The organism is Sphingomonas sp. So64.6b (assembly GCF_014171475.1).
Lineage (GTDB): Bacteria > Pseudomonadota > Alphaproteobacteria > Sphingomonadales > Sphingomonadaceae > Sphingomonas > Sphingomonas alpina_A.
Map to the genome: position 1 here is coordinate 2,778,228 of NZ_CP048817.1, position 14,224 is coordinate 2,792,451.

Below are 14,224 nucleotides of genomic sequence, written 5' to 3' on the forward strand. Positions count from 1 at the left end.
ACGGGAGAGTCGCATGCGTCTGAACAAAGCACGGATCGAGCCGCTGTCGGATGCCGAGGCGACCGACGCGCAGAGGCAAGTCCTCGCACCATTCGTCGAGCGCAACTTCGTCCTCAACATCTTCCGGACCATGGCGCGGCACCCCGGCGCGCTCGACCGATTCCTCAAATGGGGCAATTACATCCTCGGCAAATATAATACGCTGCCGGCGCGCGAACGCGAACTCGCCATTCTGCGCACCGGTTTCAATTGCGGATCGGGTTATGAATGGGCGCAGCATGTCGTGATCGGCAAGCGCGCCGGGCTGACCGATGATGAGGTCGCGCGCATCAAGACCGGCAGTGCTGCGCCCGGCTGGAGCGAAGCGGACGCCGCGATCCTTGATGCCTGCGACGACCTGACCCGCGACCATTTCATCACCGATGCGCATTGGGCGGCACTGGGTCGGCACTTCTCGACCGAGCAGTGCATGGATCTGGTCTACACCGTCGGCCAGTACACCCAGGTGTCGATGCTGCTCAACAGCTTCGGCGTACAGCTCGATCCCGGTCTGGCGCTCGATCCCGACCTGGACCGTCGCGCATGACCGGGCGGCTTTCCGGCAAGACCGCGATCGTGATCGGCGCGGGCCAGACGCCGGGCGACACGATCGGCAATGGCCGCGCCGCCGCCCTGCTTTTCGCGCGCGAAGGGGCGGCGGTGTTCTGCGTCGACCGCGACCTGATCCGGGCAAAAGAGACCGCGGCGCTGATCACGGGCGAGGGCGGCACCGCTCATGCCCATGCCGCTGATATCCGCGATGAAACCGAATGCGCCGCACTGATCGCGGCCGGGGTCGCGGCGCTTGGCCGGCTCGACATCCTGCACAACAATGTCGGCAGCGGTGCTGGCGATGGGCCGGTCGAGAAAACCGACCCCGCCCGCTTCGATGCGATCCTCCATCTGAACCTGACCGCGATGATGCAGACGATCAAACATGCACTGCCGGTGATGCGCGGCCAGGGCGGCGGCGCGATCGTCAACATCTCTTCGCTCGCCTCGATCGCGCCCGCGGGAATCATCGCCTATGAAATATCCAAGGCGGGTGTGAACAAACTCACCACCAGCGTCGCCGCGCTCAACGCGCGCCATCAAATCCGCTGCAACGCGATCCTGCCCGGCCTGATCGACACGCCGATGGCGATCCAGGGCTGGGCCGGCATGACCGGCGAAGCGCAGGCCCAATTGCGTGCCAAGCGTAACGCGCGTGTGCCGATGGGTCGGATGGGTACCGCCTGGGACGTTGCCCACGCCGCACTCTGGCTCGCCTCCGACGATGCCCACTTCGTGACCGGCGCGCTGCTCCCGGTCGATGGCGGCCAATCGGTCAGGCTGGGATAGCGCAAGACCTCTCGCGTCAACCCTGAACCCCGCATAACCAACGGGTTCAGGAACCCGACGTCAGGCGAGGCGTATTCCTCACTCATGCCCGAGTCCCCGGGCGAAAGAGGATAAGCCGATGAAAATGCCAAAACTCTTTGTCGCGGCCGGTCTGATGATCGCCGCGCTCGGCGTGAGCACCAGTGCGAACGCGCAAAGCTATCGTGGTGATGGTCGTCACTATGATCAACGATATGACCGCGGCGATCGTTACGATCGCGGCGACCGGTATGACCGGGGCGATCGTTACCGTGGCGATCGTCGTTGGCACCATCGCGACCGCCGTTGGCATAGCCGCGATCGCCGCTGGAACAACAATCGTCGCTGCTGGACCGAATGGCGCCATCATCGCCGGGTCCGCATCTGCCGCTAAAGCGGTGAAGGGGCGGCGGCCATCACGGTCGCCGCCCCTTTCTTATCAACCCGCGCTGTTGCCTGAAACGGCGGCTACGGGAGCAGGTGCCGGTGCCAGCGGTGCCGCACCATCGGACGGTGGGGGTGGCGGAGGACCATCACCCCCTTCCGGTCCGCGATCCGGTCCACCATGCCGCATGCCTCTCGGACCATGCGGAGGGCTGCCCAGCTCCGTCACCTTGCCGTCCGCACCGATCAGGAAAGAGGCATGGACGACGCCGTCATGGAACCGGCCCTGGATCGTCGCCATCGCGCCGGTCGCGATAGGGCTAGCCGAGCCCATGCCCAGCATCCCATGCTGGCGCCCTCCATCGATCAGCGCCTTTCCGCTAGCATCCTGAATCACGAACATCGGGCCATAGACGTCGGTCACTTTCCCGCGCAGCGTAATGAGGTTCGTGCTGTCGGTCAGGCTTGAGATCGCCACCGGCTTGATCGGCGCCATCTCGATCGACGGTCCGCTCACCTTGATCGCCGCCGCTCCGGCGGCGACGCCGACGCCGAGCAGCGCCACGGCAGCCAGCGATGCCTTGAACGGCAATGTGCGCTTCGTCTTGGTTTCTTCGGTCATTACGGTCACTCCATCTGTGTCGATGGCAGTTTCTAGCGAGTCGCGACCACAGCCCGCTGAACCTTCCCGTTCAGTTTCGGTTTAACGCTGCATCCTAGCCCGCGGGTCGAAAGGACGAGAATGCGCATCCTGCTGGTCGAGGACGACACCGCGCTTGCCGACGGCATCGCCAAGGCGCTGCGCGCCGAGAATTTCGCCGTCGATGTCGCGGAAAATGGCGAGGATGGCGCGCATCTCGGCGACACCGGACTGTACGATGCCGCGGTGCTCGACCTCGGCCTGCCGGCGAAGCCCGGCATCACCGTATTGAAGGAATGGCGCGCGGCGGGGCGTGCCCACCCGGTGCTGGTTCTCACCGCGCGCGATGGGTGGTCGGACAAGGTCGAGGGCTTCCGCGCCGGGGCCGACGATTATCTGACCAAGCCGTTCCGGGTCGAGGAACTGGTCATGCGACTGCGCGCACTGGTCCGCCGCGCCTCGGGACATGCCGCAAGCATCGTCAACTGCGGCCCCGTGTCGTTCGACGCACAGACCGGCCAGTTCGAACTCGACGGCTTGCCACTGCGGCTGACCGCACTCGAATGGCGCGTGCTCTCCGCATTGATGCTGCGCCGCGACGTCGTGATCGATCGGCTCGACCTGATGGAACGTGTCTATGAAGGCGATACCGACCCCGACTCCAACTCGCTCGAAGTGATTATCGGCCGCCTGCGCAAGAAGATCGGCCGCGACCTGATCGAGACGGTGCGCGGACGCGGCTATCGCCTGACCGAGGCATCGCAATGAGGCTGGTGCCCAAATCGCTTTACGGCCGGCTACTCGCCACCGCCCTGCTCGCCACGCTCGCCGCGCTTGCCTTCGCTGCGGTCGCGATCGGTGCCGTGCTCGAACGCTTCGTGATGCACGGACTCGACCAACAGCTCGACGCCCAGATCGCGATCCTCGCTACCGCGATCGGGCCGGACGGCGCGATCGATCGCGGGCGCATCGCACTCGCGGCGCCCTATGACCGGGCCGATTCCGGCTGGGGATGGCGGATCGATTCTCCCGTCGGCACGATCGGCTCCCCCGCGGCCCCCGATCCGGGTCCGTTTCGGTTGGAAGAGCCTCCACCTCATTTGCGTCCCGACCGGGCCGATCGCGCGGACGAGCCGCGCCCGCTCCGCTGGCGGGCTGCTGACGGTCGCTCAGGCCATGCCCGCGCGCTGACCATTCCAACCTCGGCCGGTATCGTGCGGATCACCGCATCCGCGCCGCGCGCCATCGTCGAACGGCCGATCCTGGCGGCGATGATCCCGCTACTTGGTTCGCTCGCCTTGCTCGGGGTCGCGCTCGCGCTGTCCACTTTGCTCCAGCTGCGCATCGGCCTGCGCCCGCTCGGTCGGCTACGCGAAGCACTAGCGGCGGTACGAGGTGGCAGCGATGCGCGCGTTCCCCCCGACCAGCCCACCGAACTCGCGCCGCTGGCCGATGAGATCAACGCGCTGCTCGACGCGAACGAGACCGCGCTGACCAATGCACGCGGTCATGTCGCCAATCTTGCGCACGGGTTGAAGACGCCGCTCGCCACCCTCGCCCTCGCGCTGCGCGATCACGACCCCGATGGCAGCCTCGGCGCACAGCTCGACCGTATCGACCAGGCGGTGCGCCATCATCTCGGCCGTGCCCGCGCCGGCACCGCGGGTGGCGCATCGCGTGATGCGACGCCGCTGCGTCCGGCGATCGACGGGCTTGCCCAGGCGCTGGCCCATATCCACGCCGCGCGACCGGTGACCGCCACGATCGATATCGATCCGGCATTGTCGGTCGCCGTCGACCCGCAGGATCTCGACGAGCTCACCGGCAACCTGCTCGACAATGCCTGGCGCTGGGCGGCGAGCCGGATCGTCGTCGGCGCCGGGCGGGACGGCCAGTTCATCCGATTGATGATCGAGGATGACGGCCCGGGCATTCCAGAAACCACCCGCAGCGCCGCACTGCAGCCCGGCCGCCGCCTCGACGAATCGGGCGACGGCCATGGTTTCGGCCTGTCGATCGCGCGCGAGCTAACTGAACTCTACGGTGGATCGCTGATGTTGAATGCAGCGGAGGGCGGCGGGTTGCGCGTGACCGTCACGCTGCCGGCAGCTTAGCCCTGCTCGCTGTCGAGATGCGCCATCAGCGGTGTCGGATACCGGTCGCCCGCCGCCGCGCCCTTGGGCACCGCACGCTCGATCGCCGCGAGATCCTCCGCCGTCAGCACCACATCGAGCGCGCCGAGCGCCTCGCTCAGCCGGTCGCGGCGGCGCGCACCGATCAGCGGCACGATGTCACGCCCCTGTGCCGCGACCCAGGCGATCGCGATCTGCGCCACGGTTGCGCCCTTTGCGGATGCGACCGCCTGTAATGCCGCGACCAGCGCGAGATTCGCATCGACATTGCCCGCCTGGAATCGCGGGCTCATCGCGCGGAAATCGCCCGCCCGGTCCGCATCCTTCCGCCAATGCCCGCTGATCAGGCCACGCGACAGCACGCCATAGGCTGTCACGCCGATGCCCAGCTCCCGCACGGTCGGGAAGATCGCTTCCTCCGGCCCGCGCGAGATCAGCGAATATTCGATCTGCAGGTCGCAGATCGGATGCACCGCCGCCGCGCGCCGGATCGTCTCCGCGCCCATTTCGCTCAGGCCGATGTGCCGGACATAGCCCGCCTTAACCATCTCGGCGATCGCTCCGATCGTCTCCTCGATCGGCACATCGGGGTCGAGCCGCGACGGGCGATACACGTCGATATAATCGGCACCGAGGCGCTGCAGCGAATAAGCGAGGAAGTTCTTCACCGCCTCGGGCCGCGCATCATATTTCGACCAGCCACCCGCCGGATCGCGCATCGCGCCGAACTTGACGCTCAACTGGTAACTGTCGCGCGCCAGGCCCTTGACCGCTTCGCCGATCAGCATCTCGTTATGCCCCATGCCGTAGAAATCGCCGGTATCGAGCAGGGTCACCCCGGCATCGAGCGCGGCATGGATCGTCGCGATGCTCTCCGTCCGATCGGCCGGGCCGTACATGCCCGACATGCCCATGCAACCTAGGCCAATCGCCGATGTCGTCGGGCCGGTGGTGCCGAGTGTGCGCTGTTCCATGTCCTATCCTCCTCAAATTCGATTTGCCGCTTATACCGGACGCAGGATCGTGCGATAAGCCGATGTTATTGGAACGACCCGTGCGGGGATTCGGACAATGACGACGCCCAATCTCGACGATATCCGGCTCTTCGCAACGGTGGCCGAAGCGGGCGGTTTCCGCACCGCCGCGGTGCGCCGCAGCGTCTCCGCTTCATCGCTCAGCGACGCGGTTCGCCGGCTCGAAGGCGATCTCGGCGTGCGCTTGCTCAACCGCACGACGCGCAGCGTGACACCGACCGAGGCCGGGCAGCGCCTGCTCGACCGCCTGCGCCCCGCGCTCGCCGAGATCGTCGATGCGCTTGACGGCCTGGCGGTCACGGATGGCCAGCCAAGCGGCACGCTGCGCCTCAACGTGCCCTCGATCGTCGCGCGCTATATCCTGCCGCCGATCGTCGCGCGTTTCCTCACCGCGCATCCCGGCATCCGGCTGGAGATCGTCGCCGAGGACACATTCCTCGACGTTCTCGCGCATGGTTTCGACGCCGGCATCCGCTATGAGGAAAGCATCGCCAGGGACATGATCGCGGTCCCGATCGGCCCGAAGCGGCAGCGCTTCGCCGTCGCCGGATCTCCCGCCTATCTCGCCGCGCGCGGCGCACCGAAACATCCGCGCGATCTCGCCGATCATGCCCGGATCGGCCACCGCTTCGCCAACGGCCATATCGCGGTGTGGGATTTCGAGCGCGCCGGCAAACGCTTCCGCATCGCGCCCGAAGGCCCGCTGATCAGCACCGGACATGAAATCGAACTCGCCGCCGCCATCGCCGGCCTGGGCCTAGTCGCCAGCTTCGCCGAAGTCATCCAGCCCGAGATCGACAATGGCACGCTGGTGCCCGTACTGACCGACTGGCTGGAGGATTTCCCGGGTCCGTCGATCTATTACCACAGCCGCCGCCACATGCCGGCGCCGCTTCGCGCCTTTATCGATTTCGTGAAAGCGGGGGGATGAGCACCAAACCCCTCGTCCTCGCCTTCGACGTGTTCGGCACCGTGGTCGACTGGCGCAGCAGCATCGCGCGCGAAGCCGCACCCTTCCTCGCCGCCCTTGGCCGAGCCGATATCGACCCGCACCTCTTCGCCGACCAGTGGCGCGGCCTTTATCAGCCGGCGATGGAGGAGTGCCGCAGCGGTCGGCGGCCCTATACAAGGCTCGACATCCTCAACCGCGAGACGCTGGAGGCGCTGCTCGTCCGTCACGACATCGACCGGGCGACGATCGACGATCAAACGCTAACCGACTTCGCCCATGCCTGGCGCAGGCTCGACCCCTGGCCCGATGCGGTCGCGGGCCTGACCCGGCTCAAGGTCCGTTTCCCGATCGTCACTTTGTCCAACGGCAACACCGCGCTGACCCTGGAGATGGCGCGCCGCGCCGGCCTGCCCTGGGACACGATCCTCGGCGCCGAATCGACCGGCTATTACAAGCCGCTCCCCCAGGCCTATCTCGGCACCGCCGAGATCCTCGGCATCGCACCATCCGAGCTGTGCCTGGTCGCAGCACATCATAGCGATCTCGCCGCAGCGCGGGCGTGCGGGCTGATCACCGCGTTCGTCCACCGGCCGCTCGAATATGGCGGCCGCCGCGCGCCCGACGCCGATGCGGCGCAGGATTGGGATTACCAGGCCAGCTCCTTCATCGACCTGACGATGAAGCTGGAGGGATAATGGCACCCCAAGCGATTTGATGCGGGCTAACCGCTTGAAACTGCTAGAGTGGGACTCGCGTCCTCCCCGTCACCTTTGCGTCATGCCCGCATCGATGGGCCGGGACGTACCGGGCAAGGCTTTCGCACCGCGAGTCTCCGGCCCTTTGAGGCCATTTGAATGCCACTCTCGCCACCTGCCATCATCGACGCGGCGAACAGCATGATGCTCGCGCTGATCTCTTCATCCGACGCGCCGCTTGTACTGCTCGACGGGGATCTGGTGATCATCGCGCTCAGCACCTCCTTCTGCGCCGCGTTCGATGTCGAACGCTCGGCGGCGGTTGGCCGCAAGCTGGCCGCGCTCGGCAACGGCGAATGGAACCGGCCGCAGCTCGCCTCGCTGCTCGAAGCGACGGTGTCCGGCAATGTCCAGATCGACGCCTATGAAATGGACCTGGCGCGTGACGGCACCACGCCGCGTCGCCTCGTGCTCAACGCGCACACGCTCGATTATTCGGACGACGCCGCCAATATTCGCCTCGTGCTGACCATCTCCGACGTGACCGACGCACGGCTGACGGCCAAGCTCAAGGACGAGCTGCTCCACGAAAAGGCCGTGCTGCTTCGGGAATTGCAGCATCGCGTCGCCAACAGCCTGCAGATCATCGCCAGCGTCCTGACGCAGAGCGCACGCCGCACCAGTTCGGCCGAGGCTCGCGGCCATATCAACGATGCGCATAACCGCGTCATGTCGATCGCCTCACTGCAACAGCAACTCGCCCAGTCGCAACTCGGCGAAGTCGGGCTGCGCAGCTATTTCAACGATCTGTGCCGCAGCATCGGCGCGTCGATGATCCACGACCATGCCCAGATCAGCCTGAAGGTCGAGGTCGACGACAGCATCACCAGCGCCGATGCGTCGGTCAGCCTGGGGCTGATCGTCACCGAACTCGTCATCAACGCGCTGAAGCATGCCTTTCCGGGTACGCGCCACGGCGTGATCACCGTCGGCTATCAGTCCGACGGCCATTCCTGGACCCTCTCGGTCCGCGATGACGGCGTCGGCATGCCGGTCGGCGAATCGCCCGCAAAGCCCGGCCTTGGTACCAGCATCGTCGAGGCGCTGGCGAAGCAGCTTCGCGCCGATGTCATGGTCGCCGATGCCGACCCGGGCACTTATGTGTCGATCGTTCACCCGCAATCCGTGGCCAGCGGGATCGAAGCGAGGGTCCGCGCCGCCTGATCCGATGAGTCCGCGCCGGACTGATTTTTTCGCGCAATTTTTTTGTTCGTTCCGTATTCGTCCTCTTGCCTTTCGGCAAAGCCAGCTTTGACCACGCGTCGCTGCACTGCGGCATCCGATGGCTGCTGTGAACCGACTCAAAATAGCGACGAACCGAGTCTCTAATGTGTCATTTACTGTCTTGCCTCCTGACCAGAATAGGCACAATCTGTAGGGGTTGAGTTCGGGGGCGAACCCAAGAACTGGTAGAACAGCGGTCGCAGCACCATATTGCGAGCCTACACCCACGCGCTATCGAGGTGGCGCGGGAGGTAGATTTTGTTCTCCACGGGTCGCCCGAAAATGATAGCTTGGGGGTTCGCCTCCGATTCGAACGGACCGGGAACGCCGGTCGGGTATTTTTTGTTGATTGAGGGCGGCACCGATGGATTTCAGAGACGGCCAGGAAGCGAGCGTAAACATGGCAACCGACGCGATCGAAGCGATGATGGACACCAGCACGGCATCCGCCCCTGACGACAAGGGTAAGGGCACGGCAGCGCGCAAGCTCGACGCGCGCGGCGATTCGAAGGAAGTGAAGGCGCAGCTTTACCCGGTCGAGGTCGATCATTCGCGCGACGCGCTGCTCACCGATTTCGGCAAGGACACGCTGACCGACCGTTATCTGCTGCCGGGCGAGCGCTATCAGGATCTCTTCGTGCGCGTTGCGTCGGCCTATGCCGATGATGCCGCGCATGCGCAGCGCCTCTATGATGCGATCTCGCAGCTCTGGTTCATGCCCGCGACGCCCGTGCTGTCGAACGGCGGCACCGGCCGTGGCTTGCCGATCAGCTGTTATCTCAATTCCGTGCCCGACAGCCTCAACGGCATCGTCGACACCTGGAACGAGAATGTCTGGCTCGCCTCGCGTGGCGGCGGCATTGGCACCTATTGGGGCAATGTGCGCGGCATCGGTGAGCCGGTCGGCCTGAACGGCAAGACCAGCGGCATCATCCCGTTCGTGCGCGTGATGGATTCGCTGACGCTCGCGATCAGCCAGGGCTCGCTGCGCCGTGGTTCGGCCGCCTGCTATCTCGACGTCAGCCATCCCGAGATCGAGGAATTCCTCGAAATCCGCAAACCATCGGGCGATTTCAACCGCAAGGCGCTCAACCTGCACCACGGCGTGCTGATCACCGACGAATTCATGGAATGCGTCCGTGACGGCAAGGAATGGACGCTGCGCAGCCCGAAGGATCAGTCGGAGCGCGGCAAGGTCGATGCGCGCTCGCTTTTCCAGAAGCTGGTCGAGACTCGCCTCGCCACCGGTGAGCCGTACATCGTCTTCGCCGACCATGTGAACAAGGCGATGCCCAAGCATCACCGCGACCTCGGGCTCAAGGTCTCGACCTCCAACCTTTGTTCCGAAATCACCCTGCCGACCGGCAAGGACCATCTCGGCAACGAACGCACCGCGGTGTGCTGCCTGTCCTCGCTTAATCTCGAAACCTGGGATCAGTGGAAGGACGAAAAGGGCTTTATCGAGGACGTCATGCGTTTCCTCGACAATGTGCTGCAGGATTATATCGACCGCGCCGAACCCGGCATGGAGCGCGCCGCTTACTCCGCGATGCGCGAACGCTCGGTCGGCCTCGGCGTGATGGGCTTTCACAGCTTCCTCCAGGCGCGCGGCCTCGCGTTCGAAGGCGCGATGGCCAAGTCGTGGAACCTGAAGATGTTCAAGCACATCAAGGCGCAGGTCGATGAAGCGTCGATGCAGCTCGCGGTCGAACGCGGCCCCTGCCCCGATGCTGCCGACATGGGCGCGATGGAGCGGTTCAGCTGCAAGATGGCGATCGCGCCGACCGCGTCGATCAGCATCATCTGCGGCGGCACCAGCGCGTGCATCGAACCGATCCCGGCCAATATCTACACGCATAAGACGCTGTCGGGCAGCTTCTCGATCAAGAACCCCTATCTCGAAAAACTGCTCGCCGAGAAATCCAAGGCCAGCGACGCGGTGTGGAACTCGATCCTCGAACAGGGCGGCAGCGTTCAGCATCTCGACTTCCTGACTCAGGAGGAAAAGGACTGCTTCAAGACCAGCTTCGAGATCGACCAGCGCTGGCTGATCGAACTCGCCGCCGATCGCACGCCCTATATCGACCAGTCGCAGTCTCTGAACCTGTTCATCCCGGCCGATGTCGAGAAATGGGACTTGCTCATGCTCCACTTCCGCGCTTGGGAACTGGGCATCAAGTCGCTCTATTACCTCCGCTCGAAGAGCATCCAGCGCGCCGGTTTCGCCGGCGGGGTGGAAGCCGACAACACGATCGACCTGCGCCAGATCGAGGTCGAATCGAAGGATTATGACGAGTGTTTGGCGTGCCAGTGAGGTGGTACTTCTAAGTCACCCTCACCCTTCCGTCGCTTCGCTCCTCCCTCCCTCTCCCACAAGGGGAGAGGGAACAGAAAGCGCGACTCCCCTAAACTCTTCTCCCCTTGTGGGAGAAGAAGGGGCCCGCGCGAAGCGTGGGAAGATGAGGGGGAATGACGCCGGCCTGACCAAACGCCAGCTGCTCCCGGCCAACACCACCGCCCGAGCCCCCGACCTCCGCCGCAACGCCACCGAAACCGAGAAGCGTTTGCTGAGAGGCCTGCGCGAAACATTCCCGGCAGCGAAATTCCGCTTCCAGGTTCCAATGGGACGTTTCTTCGTGGATTTCTGCTCGCACAGCGCAAAACTGATCATCGAAGCCGATGGCGGCCAGCACGCGATCGATGCGGAGAATGACGCGCGCCGCACCCGCTTTCTGGAAGGCGAAGGCTACCGGGTCATGCGCTTCTGGAACAACGACGTTCTGGAAAATCTAGACGGTGTAATAACAACGATCGCCGCAAATCTCCCTTCTCCCCTTGTGGGAGAAGGTGGCGCGAAGCGCCGGATGAGGGGGAGTGATAGCGAATGACGCCAACCAAGTCCCCCTCACCCTTCCGCCGCTTCGCGGCTCCCTCCCTCTCCCACAAGGGGAGAGGGAAAGTGAGTTCAAGCCTCTTCTTCGAAACCCACCGCGACATCGGCGTTAGCCGAAAGCCGAACCGTGTCACCCTCGACATCGGCGACCAGGCCGCCCGAGATATAGTGATGGTGCCCCTCATGGCTCCCCTCACCCGAATCCTTCTTGGTCAGCTTGATCCGGTCGCCATCGACATGGTCGACGGTGCCGACATGGACGCCGTCGGCGCCGATGACTTCCATATGTTCCTTGATCGCACTCAGATCGGCCATGCTTCCAGTTCCTTCGTTACGGTTGCGGCGATTGAACGCGCGCCAACGCGAATGGATGCACGGGAGAACCGGCCATGCTGATCACTACGACACGGCTGCGCCTGGCACTCGCACTCGCGCTTATCGCGACGCTCACCGCCTGCGCACATCAAATCCCCGCCACGGTCGCGCCAACCGCGCCCGGCTTCCTGCTCGGCCTGTGGCACGGCTTTATCTTCCCGGTCGCGTGGGTCCTGTCGCTCTTCATGCCCGAGGTCGCGGTCTATGCCGTGCCCAATAATGGCGGCTGGTATGATTTCGGCTATTTCCTCGGCATCGTCGTGTTCGGCGTCGGCTCGCATCGCGGCTCGCGGCGGATCTATGTCGATCGGCGCCGGTCGCGATGACGCTGCAGATCGCCATCATGTTCGCGGTCGCTCTGGTCTTCGCGCTGGTCGGAGCCGGTCTGCTGCTCGCGCTCAGCCGTCCGGCGGGGCCAGCGAAAGTCTATGTCTTCCGCATGGTCGGGATCATGGCGGTGGCGCTGGGCGTGGTGCTGGCCATCTCAGCGAGCGCGATGTGGCAATGGAGCACGGAATCGTGATCCAAGGCACGCCCGCCTTTCTCATTGCATCCCTTGCGAACGGGCTGGCGCTCGCCGCTTTGGTCATGGCGATCGATCGGGTTATCGCGCCGAAAGTGAGCGCTCTGCGCCGCCGCTGGCTCGAACGCCGCCTGCGGCGTCGGCTCGCCCGTGGCGACGATCGATATTTTGAGGAGTTGCGCTCGATCGAGACAGCGCTTCAGGCGCACTCCGAAAAACCGCTGGCAAGCTCCAGGTTTGAGACAGTGGAAGCCCGCCTGGTACAGGCCATCAGCATACCGTTGTTCGGCGCGATCATACTCACCTGGTTACTACCGAAGGACGGCAGGCCCGCCTGGACCGAAGTCCTTCCTCAAACCATATTCATCCTGATTGGGTTGCAATTGCTCTCGGGCATATCCGGCTTTGGTGAACGTCCCACGATCGCCAGCCGACTTGCCGGATTGCTTGTGATCGCGACCTTTACCGGATTCCTTCTCAACGACATTTCCAAGCTGACATGATGCCCGACCGCCCATCTCTTCTCGTGCCCCGCATCGCGGCATGCGCGCAGTCCAGATCGCTCGAGCGCTCCCCGGCAGCAGTCTGCTGTGCTATGGTGACCGAAATCTCGGCGAGCGCGACGCGGCAGTGGAGCACGGAATCGTGACGCCACTCTGGTTCATTGCCGCCGTGTGCGTCGTTGTGGCTTTGGTGCCCCAATTACTGACTCGCAGCGCGGGCGGAGATCGCATGTTTGGCGACGCTCCGTGGATCGACCGCGCGGTGCGCGTCGGCGCGATCGGCACATTTGGTATTTTCGTTTCCATCTATCTCATACACTCAAAAGCGTAAGGACCGGCCCCATGTCCCTCACCGAAGCCCGCAAGCAGTACAAGCCCTTCGAATACCCCTGGGCGTTCGATTTCTGGAAGCGCCAGCAGCAGATCCACTGGATGCCGGAGGAAGTGCCGCTCGGTGAGGATTGCCGCGATTGGGCACAGAAGCTCAGCGATCACGAGCGCAATCTGCTGACGCAGATTTTCCGCTTCTTCACTCAGGCCGATGTCGAGGTGCAGGATTGCTACCACGAGAAATACGGCCGCATCTTCAAGCCGACCGAGATCAAGATGATGCTCGCCGCCTTCTCCAACATGGAGACGGTGCACATCGCCGCGTACAGCCATTTGCTCGACACGATCGGCATGCCCGAAAGCGAATATGGCGCCTTCCTCGAATATTCCGAGATGAAGGACAAGCACGACTATCTGCAGGGCTTCGGCGTCGATACCGATGAGGATATCGCCAAGACGCTCGCCATGTTCGGCGGCTTCACCGAGGGGCTTCAGCTCTTCGCCAGCTTCGCCATGCTGATGAACTTCCCGCGCTTCAACAAGATGAAGGGCATGGGCCAGATCGTCACCTGGTCGATCCGCGACGAAAGCCTGCACTGCGAAGGCATCATCAAGCTGTTCCACACCTTCGTGAAGGAACGCGATTGCTACACCAAGGCGGTGAAGCAGGACATTCGCGACATGTGCCAGACCACGGTGCACCTGGAGGACAATTTCATCGATCTCGCCTTCGAAATGGGCCCGGTCAACGGCATGACCCCGAAGGAAATCAAGAAGTATATCCGCTACATCGCCGACTGGCGGCTGGGGCAGCTCGGCCTCAAGCCGATCTACATGGTCGACGAACATCCCCTGCCCTGGCTCGCCCCGATGCTGAATGGTGTCGAGCACGCCAATTTCTTCGAACAGCGCGCCACCGAATATTCCAAGGCCGCGACGCGCGGCAACTGGAACGAAGTGTGGGACGGCTTCGACAAGCGCCAAAAGGCGAAGGCCGGGCCGGCGGCGAACGAGGATGCTAGCGGTGGTGATGCCGGCGGGGATATGTTCTCGCAGGCTGGCGTGGCGGCGGAATAACAGG

At 64.2% G+C, this 14,224-nt stretch carries 18 protein-coding genes; 15 read left to right on the plus strand and 3 right to left on the minus strand.

From position 1 onward, the window contains the following. The first annotated feature begins 13 nt into the window (after positions 1–13). The 3 genes from G4G27_RS13310 (at position 14) to G4G27_RS13320 (ending at position 1,792) form a co-directional block, all read left to right on the plus strand. Positions 14–586 (plus strand): carboxymuconolactone decarboxylase family protein, encoded by a 573-nt coding sequence (locus tag G4G27_RS13310; protein ID WP_183109107.1) that lies wholly within the window; start codon positions 14–16, stop codon positions 584–586. After that, positions 583–1,380 (plus strand): SDR family oxidoreductase, encoded by a 798-nt coding sequence (locus tag G4G27_RS13315; protein ID WP_183109108.1) that lies wholly within the window; start codon positions 583–585, stop codon positions 1,378–1,380. Before G4G27_RS13310 ends, G4G27_RS13315 begins: the two co-directional genes overlap by 4 nt. Before the next feature lie 118 nt (positions 1,381–1,498). Next, a complete protein-coding gene (locus G4G27_RS13320) occupies positions 1,499–1,792 on the plus strand; it encodes a hypothetical protein (RefSeq protein WP_183109109.1) in 294 nt (97 codons plus the stop codon). 45 nt (positions 1,793–1,837) lie between these two features. Here the strand turns inward: G4G27_RS13320 and G4G27_RS13325 are convergent, their stop codons facing one another. Next, on the minus strand, positions 1,838–2,404 hold the full coding sequence (locus G4G27_RS13325; protein ID WP_183109110.1) for a hypothetical protein: 567 nt from the start codon (positions 2,402–2,404) through the stop codon (positions 1,838–1,840). 120 nt (positions 2,405–2,524) lie between these two features. Between G4G27_RS13325 and G4G27_RS13330 the strand changes: the two genes are divergently transcribed. Then, positions 2,525–3,190: a response regulator gene (locus G4G27_RS13330; RefSeq protein WP_183109111.1), complete on the plus strand. Its 666-nt coding sequence runs from the start codon at positions 2,525–2,527 to the stop codon at positions 3,188–3,190. After that, positions 3,187–4,536: a HAMP domain-containing sensor histidine kinase gene (locus G4G27_RS13335; protein WP_183109112.1), complete on the plus strand. Its 1,350-nt coding sequence runs from the start codon at positions 3,187–3,189 to the stop codon at positions 4,534–4,536. Before G4G27_RS13330 ends, G4G27_RS13335 begins: the two co-directional genes overlap by 4 nt. Here G4G27_RS13335 and G4G27_RS13340 read toward each other — a convergent pair. After that, positions 4,533–5,528, minus strand: a complete 996-nt coding sequence (locus G4G27_RS13340) for an aldo/keto reductase (protein WP_183109113.1) — start codon at positions 5,526–5,528, stop codon at positions 4,533–4,535. The two genes, G4G27_RS13335 and G4G27_RS13340, sit on opposite strands and share 4 nt — an antisense overlap. 97 nt (positions 5,529–5,625) lie before the next feature. Between G4G27_RS13340 and G4G27_RS13345 the strand changes: the two genes are divergently transcribed. The 5 genes from G4G27_RS13345 (at position 5,626) to G4G27_RS13365 (ending at position 11,407) form a co-directional block, all read left to right on the plus strand. Further along, on the plus strand, positions 5,626–6,519 hold the full coding sequence (locus tag G4G27_RS13345; protein ID WP_183109114.1) for a LysR family transcriptional regulator: 894 nt from the start codon (positions 5,626–5,628) through the stop codon (positions 6,517–6,519). Next, positions 6,516–7,235 carry a haloacid dehalogenase type II gene (locus tag G4G27_RS13350; protein WP_183109115.1) on the plus strand — a complete coding sequence of 240 codons (720 nt, stop codon included), beginning with the start codon at positions 6,516–6,518 and terminating at the stop codon, positions 7,233–7,235. The genes G4G27_RS13345 and G4G27_RS13350 overlap by 4 nt, the downstream gene beginning before the upstream one ends. A 159-nt stretch (positions 7,236–7,394) precedes the next feature. Beyond that, positions 7,395–8,459, plus strand: a complete 1,065-nt coding sequence (locus tag G4G27_RS13355) for a PAS domain-containing sensor histidine kinase (protein ID WP_183109116.1) — start codon at positions 7,395–7,397, stop codon at positions 8,457–8,459. Between the two features lie 424 nt (positions 8,460–8,883). Then, positions 8,884–10,833 carry a ribonucleoside-diphosphate reductase subunit alpha gene (locus G4G27_RS13360; RefSeq protein ID WP_183109117.1) on the plus strand — a complete coding sequence of 650 codons (1,950 nt, stop codon included), beginning with the start codon at positions 8,884–8,886 and terminating at the stop codon, positions 10,831–10,833. A gap of 145 nt (positions 10,834–10,978) precedes the next feature. After that, positions 10,979–11,407, plus strand: a complete 429-nt coding sequence (locus G4G27_RS13365) for a DUF559 domain-containing protein (protein ID WP_183109118.1) — start codon at positions 10,979–10,981, stop codon at positions 11,405–11,407. A gap of 77 nt (positions 11,408–11,484) precedes the next feature. On the opposite strand, the gene G4G27_RS13370 is transcribed toward G4G27_RS13365, so the two are convergent. Continuing rightward, entirely contained in the window at positions 11,485–11,727 is a 243-nt protein-coding gene (locus tag G4G27_RS13370; protein WP_183109119.1) for a DUF2171 domain-containing protein, read from the minus strand. Between the two features lie 74 nt (positions 11,728–11,801). Here G4G27_RS13370 and G4G27_RS13375 point away from each other — a divergent pair, with 74 nt between their 5' ends. Genes G4G27_RS13375 through G4G27_RS13395 form a run of 5 tightly spaced genes read left to right on the plus strand, consistent with a single transcriptional unit; the run spans position 11,802 to position 14,220 of the window. Continuing rightward, positions 11,802–12,113: a hypothetical protein gene (locus G4G27_RS13375; RefSeq protein ID WP_244624327.1), complete on the plus strand. Its 312-nt coding sequence runs from the start codon at positions 11,802–11,804 to the stop codon at positions 12,111–12,113. Beyond that, positions 12,110–12,310 (plus strand): hypothetical protein, encoded by a 201-nt coding sequence (locus G4G27_RS13380; RefSeq protein ID WP_183109120.1) that lies wholly within the window; start codon positions 12,110–12,112, stop codon positions 12,308–12,310. Before G4G27_RS13375 ends, G4G27_RS13380 begins: the two co-directional genes overlap by 4 nt. Then, positions 12,292–12,813, plus strand: coding sequence for a hypothetical protein (locus G4G27_RS13385; RefSeq protein WP_183109121.1), 522 nt, complete (start codon positions 12,292–12,294; stop codon positions 12,811–12,813). The genes G4G27_RS13380 and G4G27_RS13385 overlap by 19 nt, the downstream gene beginning before the upstream one ends. Positions 12,814–12,853: 40 nt before the next feature. After that, entirely contained in the window at positions 12,854–13,144 is a 291-nt protein-coding gene (locus G4G27_RS13390) for a hypothetical protein (protein ID WP_183109122.1), read from the plus strand. An 11-nt stretch (positions 13,145–13,155) separates the two neighbouring features. After that, positions 13,156–14,220 (plus strand): ribonucleotide-diphosphate reductase subunit beta, encoded by a 1,065-nt coding sequence (locus G4G27_RS13395; RefSeq protein WP_183109123.1) that lies wholly within the window; start codon positions 13,156–13,158, stop codon positions 14,218–14,220. Positions 14,221–14,224 lie beyond the last annotated feature (4 nt).